The organism is Swaminathania salitolerans, from assembly GCF_007988945.1.
GTDB classification, from domain to species: domain Bacteria; phylum Pseudomonadota; class Alphaproteobacteria; order Acetobacterales; family Acetobacteraceae; genus Swaminathania; species Swaminathania salitolerans.
Genome location: NZ_BJVC01000006.1, coordinates 89,733 through 106,229, shown reverse-complemented (window position 1 = coordinate 106,229; position 16,497 = coordinate 89,733). Strand labels below are relative to the sequence as shown.

Sequence of the window (16,497 nt, the reverse complement as noted above, 5' to 3'; positions counted from 1 at the left end):
ACGAATCAGGAAGACGCCCATGCATCCCTATCGCACGCACAGCTGTAGCGCCCTGCGCGAGAGCGACGCCGGCCAGACCGCACGTCTGTCGGGCTGGGTTCACAGCAAGCGCGATCATGGCGGGCTCCTCTTCATCGACCTGCGCGATCAGACGGGTATCACCCAGATCGTCATCCCCTCGGGCACGCCGCTTCTCGAAACGGTCGAGCGTCTGCGTGTCGAGAGCGTGATCACGGTCACGGGCGAGGTCGTGGTGCGCGAGGAGGGGCAGCGCAACCCGCATCTCCCGACCGGTGCCATCGAGCTGCGCGCGAAAGACATCGACGTGCGCTCTCATGCGGCCGTCCTGCCCTTTCAGGTCGCGGGCAGCGAGAACTATCCCGAGGATCTGCGTCTCAAATATCGCTATCTCGATCTGCGACGCGAGAAGATGGCAGCCAATATCCGCCTGCGTTCGGCGGTGATCGCGTCCATGCGTTCGCGCATGATCGGGCATGGCTTTACCGAATTCCAGACGCCCATCCTGACCGCATCCTCTCCGGAAGGCGCGCGTGACTTCCTCGTCCCGGCACGTCTGCATCCCGGCAAGTTCTACGCATTGCCCCAGGCACCGCAGCAGTTCAAGCAGCTGGCCATGGTGGCGGGGTTCGACCGCTATTTCCAGATCGCGCCGTGCTTCCGTGACGAGGCTTCGCGCGCCGACCGCAGCCCGGGCGAGTTCTATCAGCTCGATTTCGAAATGGCCTTCGCCACGCAGGAGGACGTGTTCGCGGTGCTCGAGGACGTGCTCAGCGGTCTGTTCGCCGAGTTCGGTCAGGGGCGCAAGGTCGATACCGCGCCGTTCCGTCGTATTCCCTATGACGAGGCGATGCGCCTTTACGGGTCGGACAAGCCCGATCTGCGCAACCCGCTGCTGATCAGCACGGTCACAGAAGCCTTTGCCGGTTCCGGCTTTAGCCTGTTCGCCCGTATCGCCGCCAATGGCGGCGAGGTGCGTGCCATCCCGGCACCCGGCGCGGGTACGCGTCCGCGCGGTTTCTTCGACAAGCTCAACAGCTGGGCGCGCGATGCCGGTGCTGGCGGGCTTGGCTACATCATCTTCGAGGAAGATGGCGGCAAGGGGCCGATCGCCAAGAATCTCGAAGCCGACCGCGTCGAGGCGATCCGGGAGGCATGCGGCCTGAAGGCGGGCGATGCCGTGTTCTTTGCCGCAGGCGAAGGCGAGGCGGTCGCGAAATTCTCGGGCCAGGTGCGCACGCGCATCGCGCAGGAGCTCGATCTGATCGAGCAGGATGCCTTCCGTTTCTGCTGGATCGTCGATTTCCCGATGTTCGAGCGTAACGAGGAGACGGGGCAGATCGATTTCTCCCATAATCCGTTCTCCATGCCGCAAGGCGGGCTCGAGGCGCTCGAAACCCAGGATCCGCTCACCATCAAGGCGTTCCAGTACGATATCGTCTGTAACGGAATCGAACTGTCTTCGGGAGCGATCCGCAACCATCTGCCCGATGTCATGATCAAGGCCTTCGCCATTGCCGGTTATGGGGAAGATGTGGTGGAGGCGCGTTTCGGCGGCATGCTGAACGCGTTCCGCTACGGCGCTCCTCCCCATGGCGGATCGGCCCCCGGCGTGGATCGTATCGTCATGCTGCTGGCCGACGAACCCAATATCCGGGAGGTCATCCTGTTCCCGCTCAACCAGAGCGGTGAGGATCTGATGATGGAGGCACCCGCGCCTGTCGAGGCCGCCCGTCTGAAGGAGCTGTCCCTTGCCGTTCTGCCGCCCAAACCGCGGCCCGTGGGTGCGAAGGATGGCAGCCAGAAGGATGACAAGACGGACGCATGAGGCTCTGACCGGCGCGGTCGGCGTGTCACGCAGTCGGGGCGGAAAGCGCAGGGAGGAGGCCTCCGGGCCCGGTCGCCAGCGCGTTTTCCTGCCCGGCGTAATGTCGCTGGGCGTGTTGTCATTGGGCATGTTGCCGCTGGGCGCGTTGCCAGTCGGCGCGCCGTCGCTCGGTGCGTTGTCGATGCGGATGGCCCATGCGGAGGGCGTGGCACCGACCGCCCCGGCACAGACTGTTCCGGCACCGCCCGCCCCGGTGCCGACGCGGGCGGAAGCGGCCCCCATGCCGGGATTGCTGTCCCACAAGGTCACATACAGGCTCGATCTGACACGTCTGAAAGCCGGAGTCCTTACCGCTGCCGGTGGGCGGGCCACCTACCGGATCCGCGATCTGTGCCGGTCCTGGTCCGTCAGCCAGAAACTCGATCTGGACGTGACGGGGAGCGATGGCGCTCCGCGTCATGTCGTGTTCCAGTCGGCCACGCTCGAGGACAAGGCAGGCCGCTTCTTCCGGTTCCGGACGCTCCAGACCGAGAATGACGAGACGATCAGCGAGACTGGCGGGGAGGCCAGGCGCGGTAGAGACGGTCGGATCGCCGTGCATCTCACCCTGCCGGACACCCGGGTTCTCGCCCTTCCGGCTCAGGTTCTGTTCCCCTTACAGTTCGCCGGCCTGTTACTCTCTGCGGCACGCAAGGGAAAGCTCCACGTCCGGGCAGAGATCTTCGACGGCGCTTCCATCGATGGCGCGACGATCAGCTACGCGACGCTCGGACGGCTTCAACCGGCGAAGCCGGATTTCGACAGCCCGTTATTCCGCGGAGCGCGCGCCGTGCCGGTCTCCGTTGCGAGTTTCAGCGGGGCCGGTGACTCGCTCCTTCCCGATTCGACCTATGGCGATCGTCTCTGGACCAACGGGGTGGAAGACCGGCTGACGATCGATTTCGGCGATTATGTCCTTTCGGGACAGATCGAAAGCCTGACCTCGCTCCGTACGATCCCCTGTCCGGACGGACGCTGAGAGAACGCATCGGAGCAATACGGTCGCGTGACCCGCAGGAAGTCCCCAAAGCGTGTTTTCCGTGCAGGCCAAGTCAGGCCGCGACCCGGGGAAGGCCAAAACGGGGCACGCCAAAACGGAACACGCCAAAACGGGACAGGGTGCAACGGATCGGGAGCGTTCCGTTCTCTCGTCAGATTCCGATCGTGCCCGTGACCCGGATCGTCGCACGCCCTCCGATCCAGATCGCACCGCCCGACCGTTCGACCGAAACTGCACCGGCCCTGCCCAGTACCTTGCCCTGCGCGGCGATATAGGCATCAGGGGCGAGACCCTCCTCGATCAGCCATTGCGCAATGCTTGCATTCAGGCTCCCCGTGACGGGATCCTCGTAGCCGGGATTCTCGCCGATGAACGCCCTGATCTCGAATGCGGCACCATAGGGATGGCTCCCTTTTTCCCACGCCCCGACGATGCCCAGCTTCTGACCCCTCAGCGCTGCCCAGTCCGGTTGAACGGAAAGAACGTCGGCACCGCTGTTCAGGCGCAGGGCCAGCCAGCCGGGACCGTTATCGGCCCATCGTGCCTCCACTATGTCCTCGGGCCGTAGCCTCAGGGCGGTGCATGCCCGCGCGAGCTCGATAGCGTCCGGTGGGCCGGAACGACGCCTGGGTGGCGCCGCAAACGCCAGCCCCTCGGGCGTCCGACGCAGGGAAACCAGTCCGGACATGCACTCCTGCACGAGATATTCGCCATTCCCGCTGCCATTCCCGGGGCCATTCCCGGTGCCATTGAGCGTCTGCCAGACATGGGCGCTCCCGATTGTCGGATGGCCTGCAAAAGGCAGTTCCTCCTGCGGGGTGAAGATACGTACGCGATAATCGGCCTCCCCGGAGAGCGGAGCGAGCAGAAAGGTGGTCTCGCTGAGATTGGTCCAGTTGGCGATGGCCGCCATCTGGCCATCGGAAAGTGCGTCGGCGCACGCGACGACAGCCAGCGGATTGCCGGTGAACGCATCCGTGGCGAAGACATCGACCATATGGAAAGACAGTTTCATGATCAGGGAGCTTCCTGTTTCAGGCCGTAATACCCGGCCAGATCCTGCGCGAGGCGGGTGAGTATGGGGCTTTCGAGTGACGTGGTGCTGCGCGCAAGACCGATGCGATGGCATTCCGAGCGTTCGATGGCGTCCCGCACGGGCAAGCCTATCCCGTTCATGGCACCGCATGCGCGAAGTACCGCCGCGTCCAGACGCCGGAGAAGCTTTCGTGCGCGTGCAGGATCCGTCAGATCGGCTGCCTCATAAGCGACCGTCAGAGCTTCGGCGCCTTCCTCCTCGTCCTCGGGAGCCGCGTGGCAACGCGTGTCGAAGCCCGCCCCTGCGACCAGAAAGGCGATGACGACGCAGAGCGTCGATGCAGTGCCGGCGCGCGGGCGGACGGCATTACGGGCGCAGCGTCGCAGGCTGGACGCTCGACAGGGCTGTCTCATGATTTCCTCGATTGTACTGGTTCAATTTACGCTAGTCGATTCGATTGTTTTATATTGACTGCTGATTTATGGATCTCAATCATTATATTGAACCATTACAATGCAGGGATGTGTGAGCGCGCATGTGGCAGCCAGAAATCGAAGCCGGTCCGGCGCCGTTTTACGAACGTCTCGTCCATGCCATCGCGTCCGATGCAAGGCGCGGGATCCTCGCCCCGGGTACGCGCCTGCCACCCCAGCGCGATCTGGCATTCCGTCTCGGTGTCAGCGTCGGGAGTATCTCGCGGGCCTATGTCGAAGCCGAGCGGCGCGGTCTGGTGGTGGCGCATGTGGGGCGGGGAACCTTTCTGCGCGGGGTGTCTCACCCGGTGCCCGATATACCGGCGCGGGAGCGGGGCGTTCAGCAGGGCAGGCCCGGTATGATCGATCTGCGTTGCAATACACCGCCGCCCGTCCCTCTCATGCAGGAACTCGATCGGGCCCTGATACAGCTCCAGCAGCGCGGCGCGCTCGATCCGGCGTTGCATTATGTCCAGGGCACCGGTCTGATGCCCGTGAGAGAGGCAGCGGCGCGCTGGATAAGGGAGAGCTATGGCCTGGAAGTGGCTGCGGAAAACCTGATCCAGTGCAATGGGGGGCAGCACGGCATTGCCCTGGCGTTTTCGTCGTTTTGCGCTCCGGGCGATACGATCCTGTGCGAATCGACCACTTTTTACGGCGCGCATGTGGCGGCCGATCATCTGGGGCTCAGGCTTCATGGGCTGGAGATGGATGCGGAAGGCATCCGTCCCGAAGCGCTCGATCGTGCTGCGCTCGAAACGGGCAGCCGGATGCTGTTCACGCTGCCGACGATTCACAACCCGACCACGCGAACGATGTCGCCCGCGAGACGGGAGGCGATCGCGCACGTCGCCCGCAGGCGGGATCTGCTGATTGTCGAGGACGATGCGTATTATGCCTACTCCCTGCGCCCTCCGCAGATCGTGTGTTTCGCGCCGGAGCGGACGCTCTATCTCGTCAGTTTGTCCAAGGGGATATGTCCCGGATTACGTCTCGCCTTTCTGGCGCTGCCTCCCGCATTGCCGAAAGATCGTCTGATTCGCGGGATCAGGGCTTTGGGCTATTGCCCGCCCGCGCTCGGCGCGCTGATCTTCATGCAATGGGTCGAGGATGGCAGGATCGGCGCAATGGCAGGCGCAATCCAGGAGGAGGCTTCCATGCGCTGGGCCATGACGCATGCGGCGCTCGGCGATTTCATGGCCGTACCCGGTGCGGCGCGTGCGCCTCATGCCTTCCTGCCCATGGCTGCGCTCGAGGCGGAACGTGTCAGGGCGCGGCTGCTGCGCGCCGGGGTGGAGGTGACCCCGCCGGAAGCGTCTGCCGTATCGCGCGAGGCCGATACCGGGCTTCGTCTGTGTCTGGGTGCGCCCGGAAGCCGTGATGAGCTCGCTGCGGCGTTGCAGATCATCGCCGGCGTTATCGAGGGACGCGGGGGAGCGGATCGGGACGGGATCGTCTGATTTCCCCGGCGTGCGGGGTTTTCATGGGCAGATCGGCCCGGATTTGGGCGGAGTACGATCTGCTGTTCTGGGATGTTCCGGTCCGTACGGCCCGTAAGACGGCTCTGTCCGGATCCTCGGGAGGACGCATTCTCGCTCTTCCGATCTGGATCGAGAAGGAATCGATCTGATCTTTACTTTTATAAATACCTAATAACGCAGAGATTATAGGTAAAATCGCGTAAGCCGCCACTTTTTATCGTAATACGCCCATTAAATTCATTTAATAAATAAAACCGTTAAACATCTTCTTCGGTAATTGACAAATCATCAGTTAAAAAACAAATAAAAATCGTAACTATAGAAGTGGATTCGCATTAAAATGGGACTTATAGATCAATCTGTACTGGAATCGTCCGTTTCTTTTCCGGGATGGCGCAATGTCGTCATGCAGTCTCTGGCAGAAAGATTGTCGGAACCCTCGGATTTTCCATGTCTCTTCTCGCTGAAATCTTTCAGCCGGAAGCTCATCAAATTCGCTTTCGTCGAAGATCTTTCCGAAGCCTCTCTCGATGCGCTGGCAGAGGACCTCTATGAATTCGTGGCGCTTTCGAAGGGCTGGGATGGCAATGTGAGCACGGCTCATCCGCTGATCGTGGCTTTCAGCCTCGAGGCTACGGAGGGATGCACGTCGCTCGAGGCCTATCACGCGCTCGGTTGGCGGATCTTGCAGACTTTGCATGAACGTGACCGCGTCGCATGGCCCGAAGGGATACCGCGTGACCCGCATAATGCTTACTGGAGCTGGTGTTTCGGTGGCATGCAGCTTTTCGTCAATATGAGCGCACCGGCCTATACGCGGCGCAAGAGCCGGAATCTCGGCCCGCATTTCATGTTCGTCGTCAACCCGCGTGAACGTTTCGATGTGGTGGCAGGAAACGACGCTACGGGTCACAGGCTGCGCGAGGTGGTTCGGGAGCGTATCGACACTTATGACAACTATCCCTATTCGCATCAGTTGGGGCACTATCAGTCGGGTGAGATCGAATGGTGGCAGTACAGTCTGTCGGACGTAAATGAAGAACGATATGACAAGTGTCCGTTCCATGTAAAAGAGGAGGCATGAGCCCTATTTCGACCAGACTGCTACCAACGCTTGGCCCCGTAAGCGGGACGGGCATGATGCTCAACAACGTGCTTGGAGCGGGAATGCTGTCCATTCCCGGTCTTGCCGCGCGAAGCGCCGGGGCACAGTCGATCTGGAGCTGGATTCTCGCGGCGCTCGTCGTCGTGCCGCTTCTGGGTGTTTTCGCGCTCCTCGCTGTGCGGTCGCCGCATGGCGGGGGGGTGATTCATATCGCCCGGGATAATCTCGGATGCTGGGGTGGGAACGTCACTATGGCCCTTCTCTTCAGCGCGGTCATTCTGGGTCTGCCCTCGATCGCGCTGACCGGCGGGTATTATGCTCAGGGCGCCTTCGGGTTGCCGGCCTGGATCGGTGCCTGCGTCATTCTTGCAACGGCGACCGGCGCCAATATGATCTCGGCGCGTGGCGCAGCGCGGATAGGGGCATGGGTTTCCCTGGGGGTCGTGATCTTTCTGATCGTCCTGCTGGCGTGCGGTCTGGCAGGCCTGGATCATGCATTCGTTGCTCTGCCATCCCTGCCCGACCGGCAGTCTTTCGCACCCTTTGCGCTTGTATTCTTTTCTTTTGCGGGGTGGGAGATCGCCCTCGGTATGTCGGAGGAGTTCCGGAGTCCGGCGCGGAACATCCCGCTGGCCATCGGCCTGTCCTGGGGGCTGGCAGCGGTTTTCTATCTCCTTTGCGCTTTTGTCGTGATCGGGAACGGGCCGGGCTTCTGGAATGCGCATCCTTTTCTCGACATCCTGTCGCATATTGTCGGCGATCGGGTCTTCGCCAGCCGCGTCGTGGCCCTGGGTGCCGTCATCATCGTCTGGGCCAATCTCTTTGCCGCTCTGTGGGGGGTGTCGCGCATGATATTGCGCAGCGTACCGCTCGCAGCGCTTCGTCACGAGCGAAATGGCATCCCGGTCATGGCGGTGAGCCTGACAGGCGCGATCATGGTGACGATCGTTGCAGCAGCAACGTTCTTCTCGATCGACATCGCCCGGTTGATTTCCTCTGCCGGTATGAATTTCCTGTTTATCTACGGCCTGTGCGCCATTGCCCTGCTGGTTTCGGCGCAAGACGTGATCGGGGTCGCTGTTTCGGCGCTGGCCCTGATCGTGATCCTGATCGTCCTGTTTGCGACCGGATCCTCGAAAATCTACCCTCTTACCGCAAGCGGTCTCGCGCTTGCAGTAACCGGAGGGAGGGCCATGCTCGGACGCAAAAAGCGCCCCGGTCGTTGAGGGAGACCTTTTCTCAGCTCAGCGTGACCACCAGCGGGACATGATCCGAAGGCTGTTCCTTCGCGCGTTCGTCCCGGTCCGGGGTGACCGAGACGAGACGCTCGGCAAGGCGTGGCGAGAGCAGCGCATGGTCGATACGCAAACCGGCATTACGCTGGAAGGCCGCGTTCTGGTAATCGTAATAGGTATAATGTCGGCCTGACGGCGCAACCGCACGCAGGGCATCGGTCAGGCCGAGCCAGAGAAGACGACGCCATCCGGCGCGGCTTTCGGGGCGGAGAAGAGCATCGTCGGGGCTCAATGCACCCGGGGCGTAATCCTCATCCGTGGGGCAGACATTGAAATCCCCCGTGAACAGGAAGTCTTCCTCCTCATCGAGAAGCGACCGTGCCCGACCGGCGAGAGCGTCGAGAAATGCGCGCTTGGTGGCAAAGCCGGTTGCGCCGCCGGAATTGCCGTTGGGCAGATAGAGATTGCCGATCACCATCCCGGCCACCCCGATCTCGACATAGCGCGCCGCGTCATGCGCAAAGCCGGGAAGCTTGTCGCAGCGGAGCTCGACCGGATCGCGCGAGAGCATGGCGACGCCGTTATAGGCTTTCTGTCCCACCACCACCGGATGATAGCCCGCATCGGCGAAGCTCCGGGGAAAGAGGGCCGTCTCGCATTTGAGTTCCTGCAAACAGAGCAGGTCCGGCTTCTTGCGGTCGAGCCAGTCCAGAACATGCCGTTCGCGCTGGCGGATGGAATTGACGTTCCAGCTCGCGAAAGTGAAGCTCATGCGAGGGAGAAGCTCGTACCGCACCCGCAGGACGAGGCAGCATTGGGGTTGCTGACCGTGAAATGCGCGCCCATCAGCTTGTCGACGAATTCCAGCTCCGCGCCTTCGAGCAGATCGAGGCTCACGGGATCGACGAGTACGGTCGCCCCGTCGCGCTCGATGATCGTGTCGTCATCGGCGCGTTCCGTCTCCAGCTTGAACTGGTACTGAAAGCCGTTGCATCCGCCAGCGAGCACCGAGACCCGCAGGGCCAGCCCTTCCGGCTGCGGTTGCTGCGCGACGATCTCGGCGATTCGCGCGGCGGCACCGGAGGAAACGGAGAAGCGTCCCGGGACAGGCATCCCGGGCGCTGCGACGGAAGGGGGCGTGGTCTGGCTCATGTTTTTCCATATAATGCGCGAAGGCAGGCTCTCAAAGCGTGCGAAGTGGAGAAACCCGATGATCAGCCAGGATGTCGCCCCTTATGCCGTACGCCTGGAGACGGCGAGAGGCCGCCTTCATGCCGAAGACGACGCGCCGTCCCGTTCGCCCTGGCAGCGCGACCGCGATCGCGTCATCCATTCGGCCGGATTTCGTACGCTTCAGTACAAGACGCAGGTCTTCATCAATCATGAAGGCGATTTTTTCCGGACCCGCCTTACGCATTCTCTGGAGGTCGCCCAGATCGCGCGCTCCGTGGCCCGTCAGCTCCGTCTCGACGAGGATCTGACCGAGGCGCTCGCGCTTGCGCACGATCTCGGTCACACGCCCTTCGGACATGCGGGTGAGGATGCGCTGAAACTGTGCATGAAGGACTGGGGCGGATTCGACCATAATACCCAGTCGCTCCGTCTCGTGACCCATCTGGAGGGGCGTTACCACGATTTCGACGGGCTCAATCTCACCTGGGAGACACTCGAGGGGCTTGCCAAGCATAATGGCCCCGTCAGGCGTCCGACCCCCTATCTGCTCGAATACGATGCACGCCACCCACTTGCGCTCGAGAGCTACGCCTCGGCCGAGGCCCAGGTGGCGGCGCTTTCGGACGATATCGCCTATCACGGCCACGATCTGGATGACGGGTTGCGTGCGGGGCTGCTCGAATTCGACGATATCGCAGGGCTGCCCATCGTCGGCGAGGCGCTGCGCCGGGCCATGGAAGGTGCCCGAAGGGGAGGCCCAACGGAAAGCGCGAAGGGGGGCGGAGAGGGAGCGAATGCGGGGCTGGGCGAGCGATACGACCGGGAGCGACGGATCCGGCATGAAACCATCCGTCAGGTGATCAATGTGCTCGTCACCGATCTCACCCGCCAGACGCGCGCCAATATCGAGGCACTTCGCCCCAAATCTGCGGACGATATCCGTCATGCCCCCCGGCCCGTGGTGGCGTTCAGCGAGACGATCGCGCGCGACAACAAGGAAATCCGCAAGTTCCTCTATGCCCGGATGTATCGTCACTGGAAGGTGAACCGCATGACCCGGAAGGCACGCTTGGCGACGAGCGAGGTTTTCGGAATATTGTCGGAGGATCCGAGCCTGCTGCCCGATGGCTGGCGCGAGCGGGCGAAAGCGGCCGATGACAGGGAACGTCGTCGCGTGGTGGCCGATTACATCGCGGGAATGACCGATCGTTTCGCCATGGATGAACATCGGCGGTTGACGGAACTCTCCATGCTCGGTTGATACAGGCAGCAGGAATCACGTCACGAACGCAAGGCTTTCAATGTCCGATACCACCGAGCCCACCACAGACTGCCTTTTCGCCCGCTACCAGGCCCGGGTACGCGATGCGTTGCGCGCTGTCGTGGCCGATCTTCCCGACGAGATCGCTGCGCGTGTCGAAGTGACTCCCGCCCGCGATCCTGCCCATGGCGACATGGCTACGAATGCGGCGCTCCTCGCCTCGAAATTCGCGCGCCGTCGCCCGGCCGATATCGCAGCGGATCTCGTGCCGCTCCTCTCGGCTCTGCCCGGTGTCGACCGGGCGGAAGCAGCCGGGCCCGGTTTCGTGAACATCACCCTGAGCCCCGACGTGCTGCAATCCGTCGCACGAGCCGCCATCGCTGCGGGGCCGCGCTATGGCGAGTCGCTCATGGGGGCGGGCAGACGGGTCAATGTGGAGTATGTCTCGGCCAATCCGACGGGGCCGATGCATGTCGGGCATTGCCGCGGCGCCGTCGTCGGAGATGCTCTGGCCAATCTTCTGGCGAAGACGGGCCACGCGGTCACGAAGGAATATTACATCAACGATGCCGGGGCGCAGGTCATCGCCCTGACCTGGGCCGCTTACTGGCGATATCTGCAGGCCATCGGTACGGAGGTGGATACAGAGGCTTTCGCCGCGCTGACGCCGACCGGGCTGCAATACCAGGGCGATTATCTCATCCCCATCGGTCAGGCGCTCGCGGCGGAGCACGGCAGGACGCTGGCCGGTCCGGACGGGCAGGCCACCGATCCTTCCGTCTGGTTCGAAATCGTGCGCAGCGCCACGCTCAGGGCGATGATGGAAGAGATCCGGACCGATCTCGCGGCTCTGGGCATCCATCACGAGGTTTTCGCGTCCGAGGCCGAGACTTTGGCCAGCGGGCGCGTGAACGATGCGATCGAGGCGCTCGAAGCCAGAGGGCTGCTCTACGAAGGCGTGCTCGAGCCGCCCAAGGGGAAAACCCCGGAGGACTGGGAGCCGCGTCCGCAGACCCTGTTCCGTTCCACCGCATTCGGGGACGATGTCGATCGCGCCCTGCGCAAGTCGGATGGAAGCAACACCTATTTCGCCAACGATATCGGCTATCACGCCAGGAAGGCCGAAAAGGCCGATGTGCTGATCGATGTGCTCGGTGCCGATCACGGCGGCTATGTGTCGCGTATGCGGGCGGCGGTCAGCGCGCTGACCGACGGCAAGACCGGGTTCGAGGTCGTCATGTGCCAGATCGTGCGTATCATGAAGGGCGGCGAGCCCGTGCGCATGTCCAAGCGCGCGGGGACTTTCGTGACCCTGCGCGATCTGCTGGACGAAGTCGGGCGCGATGCCGTGCGGTTCACGATGCTCACCCGCAAGGCCGATGCGCAAATGGATTTCGATCTGGATGCCGTGGTCGCCCAGACGCGCGATAATCCGGTCTTCTACGTCCAGTATGCGCATGCCCGTTGCCGTTCGGTCATGCGGAGCGCCGAGGCGCTGTTCGGCGCCGATGCGACCGACGAGGCGACGTTGCTCGGCGCCGATCTGTCCCGTCTGGACTCGGATATCGAGCTTGCGGTGCTGCGTCGTCTCTCCACCTTTCCGCGTGTGGTCGAGGGGGCGGCCCAGGCGCGCGAGCCGCACCGGATCGCCTATTACTGCGGCGAGCTGGCGGCAGATTTCCACGCCTTGTGGAACCGGGGACGCGAAGAGACGACGCTGCGCTTCCTGCATGAGAACGACCGCGCCGCGAGCCTGGCCAAACTCGCGCTGGTGGCGTCTGTCGCCAGCGTGTTGCGCTGCGGGCTGGCCATTCTCGGCGTCGAACCGGTTGAGGAGATGCGATGAACGACGACACGCCTGACTGGCGCGACGGACAGCCGACGGACGACGCCCGGGACCGGGAGCGTTCGACGGCACGCGGAAGCGACCGCAGATCGGCGGATCCGCGCTTTACGGATACCCGCCTGTCGCCCGGTCCGGGGGGAGGCGAGGCGCCGCCGCGCGCCTCTCGCGCCCGTGAACGCATGAGCGCGGATTACGACGACGAGCCCGTGTTCCGTCGCCGCAAGGAAAGCGCGGGTCTTTCCGCCCTGCTCGGTTCGGATGCCATGACCCGCAAGCTCGTCTATGGTGCCGCCGGGCTGGGTGCCGTGCTGGTTCTCGGGGTGGGTGGCTGGTCGCTGTTCGGCGCGCGGTCGCACGGCATTCCGGTCATAGGGCCGCCGCCCGGTGCAGTCCGGGATCGTCCGGCCGATCCGGGCGGGATGCAGATCATGGCCGATGGGACGGATCTCGATGTCACAGGCCATGGCGAGGCGCATCTCGCCCCTGCGCCGGAACAGCCGCGTCCGGAAGCGCTGGCCGCACGGCAGGCGGCGAATGGCCAGCCCGCGCAGGGCGCGCCTTCGCGTGCGGGAGAAACGGCAGCGCCCGATATGCCGTCTTCCGGTCCTCAGCCCGCCGGAACGCCCGGCGCTGGTTCCGGGACTGCCGGGGAGGCCGGAACCGGTCCCGTATCGGACGCACCCACTGCGGAGATGTCTTCCGGACGCCAGTCTTCCGGCGTTACAACGCCCCCGGCGCCCGCAAGAGAGGCCGATCCGGAGGAGCCGCATTCCGGTGCAGCAGGACCGGACGGCTCGACATCCGGCGGCAAGGCTCCGTCACGGATGACGGATCCGGATGCGGCTTCGCGCGCCGCGCCCCGATCTTCTCAGGATCGGTCGTCTCAGGATCGGTCGTCTCAGGCCCAGACTTCACGGGCCCAGTCTCCCGCGGGCCAGTCCGGCGGGCATATGATCCAGCTCGCCGCGCTGGGAAGCGAAGCGGATGCCAGGGCGACATGGTCGCGTCTGTCCAGACAGGCTGGCGATCTCCTGTCCGGCCGCTCTCCGGTGATCGAGCACAAGGTCATCAATGGCAGGAACTTCTATCGTCTGCGTCTGGGCGGTTTCGACAGTCTTCAGGCCGCCAGAGCGTTCTGCGTGCGACTGCATGCACGCTCGATCGCCTGCACACCGGCTGTTTTCTGACCGATATGGGGGACGGGGCTGGTCCGGCCGATTCGATGATGACAGGCGCGGATGACGGGATCGTCGTCCCGCATCTCACGCTGTCGGGTTTCGAGGGGCCGCTCGATCTGCTTCTGGATCTCGCCAGAGCCCAGAAGGTCGATCTCGCCCGGATTTCTATCCTGCAGATCGTCGAGCAGTATCTCGCCTTCGTCGAGCGCGCCCATCGGGTGCGGCTCGAACTGGCTGCCGACTGGCTCGTGATGGCGGCATGGCTGACCTGGCTCAAATCCCGGTTGCTTCTCCCGGCCGAGGCCGAACCGGATAACGAGGCGGAACAGGCGGCCGGACTTCTGCAGGAACGCCTGAGGGAGCTCGACGCGATCCGCGCGCTTGCCGCCTGGCTCGATGACAGGCCGTGCCTCGGTGCGGATGTCTTTGCGCGGGGATGCGCAGAGGATATGACCCGTATCGACCGGACGGGACTCAGGGTCGATCTGCCCGGTCTGATCGGGGCCTATCTCGCCATGATGCGCCGCAAGGGACGACGGCGCTTCTACGCGCCACCCCGGCCACGATACTGGACGGTCAGCGAGGCGGTCTCGGCATTGCAGCGCCTTCTCAACACGAGCGAGGTGGCGGGGTGGCAGCGTCTGGCCATCCTGCTGCCCGCGCGCGATGCGGAATCGCCCCGGGCGCGGGCTGCCGCAATGGCGAGCGCGCTCGTGGCCGGTCTCGAAATGGCGAAAACCGGCGTCGTCGAGCTCCGTCAGGACGCATGTTTTGCCGATATCCTCCTTCGGGCATCGCAAAAAGAAGAGGAATGATGAACGATCTGTCGCATCTCGTCGAAGGCCTGATCTTTGCCAGTACCGAACCCGTGGGAGACAACGCACTCAGGCAGTTCCTGGTCGGACAGGGCGGCGAGGAGCACGAGCTCGAGGTCATGCTCGGGCGTATCGAGGCCCGTTACGAGGGACATGCCGTGGAACTCGTCAATGTCGCCAGAGGATGGCAGTTCCGGACACGTGCCGAATTCGCCCCTGCTCTGACGCGGGTGATCGAAAAGCCCCGCCGTCTCAGTCGTTCCGCTATGGAAACCCTTGCGATCGTGGCCTATCATCAGCCCTGCACCCGTGCCGATATCGAGAGCATCCGGGGCGTCTCGCTGAGCCAGACCGTCCTCGATGCCCTGATTGAGGACGCCCTGATCGTTCCGAAAGGCCGAAAGGAGGTTCCGGGTCGTCCGGTTCTGTGGGGAACGTCTCCGGCCTTTCTCGCGCGGTTCGGCCTGCGCGATCTCCAGTCCCTGCCGCGGCGCGACGAGCTTCTTCTCGATCCGGATGGGGCAGGGGGCGACAGGCGCATAACAACGCAGCAGAGAGGCACCATGCCGCAGGATCCTGCCAGACCCGAGCCGGAGAGCGATCATGTTTGACCTGAGCTGGTCGGAGATCGCGCTGATCGTCGTCGTGGCCCTGATTTTCATCGGGCCGAAAGACATGCCCATGGCCATACGCGGCGTGAGCCGCGCGATCAAAGCCGTGAGACGCATGGCGAGCGAGTTCCAGGGCCATGTGGACGAGATGGTGCGTGAGGCGGATCTGGGAGAGGCGCGCGAGCATCTGCGCGACCTCAAGCGTTTCGACTTCCGCGATCGCATAGCGCGCACGATCGACTCGGACCAGACGATCAGCCGGAGTCTCGATTTCTCGCCGCCTCCCTCGCTTTCCTCCCCTGCGCACGGAACGGCCCCCATCCTGCCGCATCACGGGCCGGGCATATCCCACGATCCGCGCGCTCCTTCCGGGCAGGGCGAGGAGATGGGTGGAGATCCGGACCTCCATGCGCAAGAGGAGGCCGCCAGGGGGCCTGCAATCCTGCCCCCGACAAGCGCCCGCCGTCTCGAGCGGGAGCGGAGCAGCTGGCATGCACCCGCCATCATCCCGCCCCTAAGGGTCATCCATCACGGGCGTCGCGTCGGGATCGATCTTCCCGTGGAAACGCGCGCGGCCGCTTCTCCGAGCCGGACTGACATCGAAACGCCATGAGCAACGACAATTCCATCGACGACAAGGCCATGCCGCTGCTCGATCATCTGATCGAACTGCGCAAGCGCCTGATCTGGTCTCTTGCGGCTTTCATCGTCGCCTTTCTCGTCTGCTATCATTTCTCGGAACAGATCTATCTCTTCCTTGCCGATCCTCTGGCGCGGATCATGCGCCAGCAGGGAGAAGAGCCGCATCTCATCTACACGGCTCTTTCGGAGGCGTTTTTCACCTATGTGCGGGTCGCGTTCTTCGGCGCCGCCTTCCTGTCCTTCCCGATCATCGCGATGCAGGCCTGGATCTTCATCGCGCCGGGGCTGTACCGGAACGAGAAACGGGCTTTCGCGCCGTTTCTGATCGCAACCCCCATCCTGTTTCTCGTCGGGGCGACGCTCGCCTATTATTTCATCTTTCCGATCGCGTGGCGGTTCTTTCTCTCTTTCCAGACCGCGCCGGCCGGCAGCCACGGCATGCATATCGAGCTGCAGGCGAAAGTCTCCGATTATCTCTCTCTGGTCATGAAGCTCATCCTGGCCTTCGGTGTCGCTTTCGAACTGCCCGTGGTCCTGACCCTGCTGGCCAGGGTCGGCATCGTCACATCCGCAGGGCTTCGGAAGTTCCGTCGCTATGCCATTGTCGGAGCTTTCGTGATCGCCGCCGTACTGGCGCCACCGGATGTGATTACCCAGGTGGGTCTCGCCGTGCCGCTGATCTTTCTGTATGAGATCTCGATCGTCACGGCCCGGTTCGCGGAACCGCGCCCTGCGAGCCTCGACTGATCTGGTAGG

The 16,497-nt window shown here is 63.5% G+C and carries 17 protein-coding genes; 13 read left to right on the top strand and 4 right to left on the bottom strand.

What is annotated here, in order from left to right; all coding sequences use genetic code 11:
* The first annotated feature begins 19 nt into the window (after window positions 1-19).
* Both aspS and SSA02_RS11585 read left to right on the top strand, forming a co-directional pair.
* On the top strand, window positions 20-1,846 hold the full coding sequence (aspS, locus tag SSA02_RS11590) for an aspartate--tRNA ligase (protein WP_147094241.1): 1,827 nt from the start codon (window positions 20-22) through the stop codon (window positions 1,844-1,846).
* Window positions 1,827-2,864, top strand: a complete 1,038-nt coding sequence (locus SSA02_RS11585) for an EipB family protein (RefSeq protein ID WP_147094240.1) — start codon at window positions 1,827-1,829, stop codon at window positions 2,862-2,864. Before aspS ends, SSA02_RS11585 begins: the two co-directional genes overlap by 20 nt.
* Before the next feature lie 172 nt (window positions 2,865-3,036).
* Here the strand turns inward: SSA02_RS11585 and SSA02_RS11580 are convergent, their stop codons facing one another.
* Together SSA02_RS11580 and SSA02_RS11575 are read right to left on the bottom strand one after the other, a co-directional pair.
* Window positions 3,037-3,900 (bottom strand): PhzF family phenazine biosynthesis protein, encoded by an 864-nt coding sequence (locus SSA02_RS11580; protein WP_147094239.1) that lies wholly within the window; start codon window positions 3,898-3,900, stop codon window positions 3,037-3,039.
* Window positions 3,901-3,902: 2 nt separating this feature from the next.
* Window positions 3,903-4,334: a UrcA family protein gene (locus SSA02_RS11575; RefSeq protein WP_147094238.1), complete on the bottom strand. Its 432-nt coding sequence runs from the start codon at window positions 4,332-4,334 to the stop codon at window positions 3,903-3,905.
* A gap of 122 nt (window positions 4,335-4,456) precedes the next feature.
* Here SSA02_RS11575 and SSA02_RS11570 point away from each other — a divergent pair, with 122 nt between their 5' ends.
* The 4 genes from SSA02_RS11570 (at window position 4,457) to SSA02_RS11560 (ending at window position 8,206) form a co-directional block, all read left to right on the top strand.
* Window positions 4,457-5,854 (top strand): aminotransferase-like domain-containing protein, encoded by a 1,398-nt coding sequence (locus SSA02_RS11570; protein ID WP_147094237.1) that lies wholly within the window; start codon window positions 4,457-4,459, stop codon window positions 5,852-5,854.
* A 23-nt stretch (window positions 5,855-5,877) separates the two neighbouring features.
* Window positions 5,878-6,024 (top strand): hypothetical protein, encoded by a 147-nt coding sequence (locus tag SSA02_RS12770; protein ID WP_186807776.1) that lies wholly within the window; start codon window positions 5,878-5,880, stop codon window positions 6,022-6,024.
* Window positions 6,025-6,215: 191 nt separating this feature from the next.
* Window positions 6,216-6,959, top strand: a complete 744-nt coding sequence (locus SSA02_RS11565) for a YqcI/YcgG family protein (RefSeq protein WP_147094236.1) — start codon at window positions 6,216-6,218, stop codon at window positions 6,957-6,959.
* The gene (locus SSA02_RS11560) at window positions 6,956-8,206 is read left to right on the top strand and encodes an APC family permease (RefSeq protein ID WP_147094235.1); all 1,251 of its coding nucleotides are present in this window, start codon (window positions 6,956-6,958) and stop codon (window positions 8,204-8,206) included. Before SSA02_RS11565 ends, SSA02_RS11560 begins: the two co-directional genes overlap by 4 nt.
* Window positions 8,207-8,219: 13 nt before the next feature.
* Here SSA02_RS11560 and xth read toward each other — a convergent pair whose 3' ends face one another.
* The gene (gene xth / locus SSA02_RS11555; RefSeq protein WP_147094234.1) at window positions 8,220-8,987 is read right to left on the bottom strand and encodes an exodeoxyribonuclease III; all 768 of its coding nucleotides are present in this window, start codon (window positions 8,985-8,987) and stop codon (window positions 8,220-8,222) included.
* Window positions 8,984-9,367: a HesB/IscA family protein gene (locus tag SSA02_RS11550; protein ID WP_246103882.1), complete on the bottom strand. Its 384-nt coding sequence runs from the start codon at window positions 9,365-9,367 to the stop codon at window positions 8,984-8,986. Before SSA02_RS11550 ends, xth begins: the two co-directional genes overlap by 4 nt.
* A gap of 58 nt (window positions 9,368-9,425) precedes the next feature.
* On the opposite strand from SSA02_RS11550, the gene SSA02_RS11545 reads away from it, so the two are divergent.
* Genes SSA02_RS11545 through tatC form a run of 7 tightly spaced genes read left to right on the top strand, consistent with a single transcriptional unit; the run spans window position 9,426 to window position 16,488 of the window.
* Window positions 9,426-10,649 carry a deoxyguanosinetriphosphate triphosphohydrolase gene (locus SSA02_RS11545; protein ID WP_147094233.1) on the top strand — a complete coding sequence of 408 codons (1,224 nt, stop codon included), beginning with the start codon at window positions 9,426-9,428 and terminating at the stop codon, window positions 10,647-10,649.
* Between the two features lie 40 nt (window positions 10,650-10,689).
* A complete protein-coding gene (argS, locus tag SSA02_RS11540; RefSeq protein WP_147094232.1) occupies window positions 10,690-12,495 on the top strand; it encodes an arginine--tRNA ligase in 1,806 nt (601 codons plus the stop codon).
* On the top strand, window positions 12,492-13,682 hold the full coding sequence (locus SSA02_RS11535) for an SPOR domain-containing protein (RefSeq protein WP_147094231.1): 1,191 nt from the start codon (window positions 12,492-12,494) through the stop codon (window positions 13,680-13,682). The genes argS and SSA02_RS11535 overlap by 4 nt, the downstream gene beginning before the upstream one ends.
* Before the next feature lie 35 nt (window positions 13,683-13,717).
* Window positions 13,718-14,488, top strand: a complete 771-nt coding sequence (locus SSA02_RS11530) for a segregation and condensation protein A (RefSeq protein ID WP_246103881.1) — start codon at window positions 13,718-13,720, stop codon at window positions 14,486-14,488.
* On the top strand, window positions 14,485-15,099 hold the full coding sequence (gene scpB, locus SSA02_RS11525) for an SMC-Scp complex subunit ScpB (protein ID WP_246103880.1): 615 nt from the start codon (window positions 14,485-14,487) through the stop codon (window positions 15,097-15,099). The genes SSA02_RS11530 and scpB overlap by 4 nt, the downstream gene beginning before the upstream one ends.
* Window positions 15,092-15,712 (top strand): Sec-independent protein translocase protein TatB, encoded by a 621-nt coding sequence (tatB, locus tag SSA02_RS11520; protein WP_147094229.1) that lies wholly within the window; start codon window positions 15,092-15,094, stop codon window positions 15,710-15,712. Before scpB ends, tatB begins: the two co-directional genes overlap by 8 nt.
* Window positions 15,709-16,488, top strand: a complete 780-nt coding sequence (gene tatC, locus SSA02_RS11515; protein WP_147094228.1) for a twin-arginine translocase subunit TatC — start codon at window positions 15,709-15,711, stop codon at window positions 16,486-16,488. The genes tatB and tatC overlap by 4 nt, the downstream gene beginning before the upstream one ends.
* Window positions 16,489-16,497 lie beyond the last annotated feature (9 nt).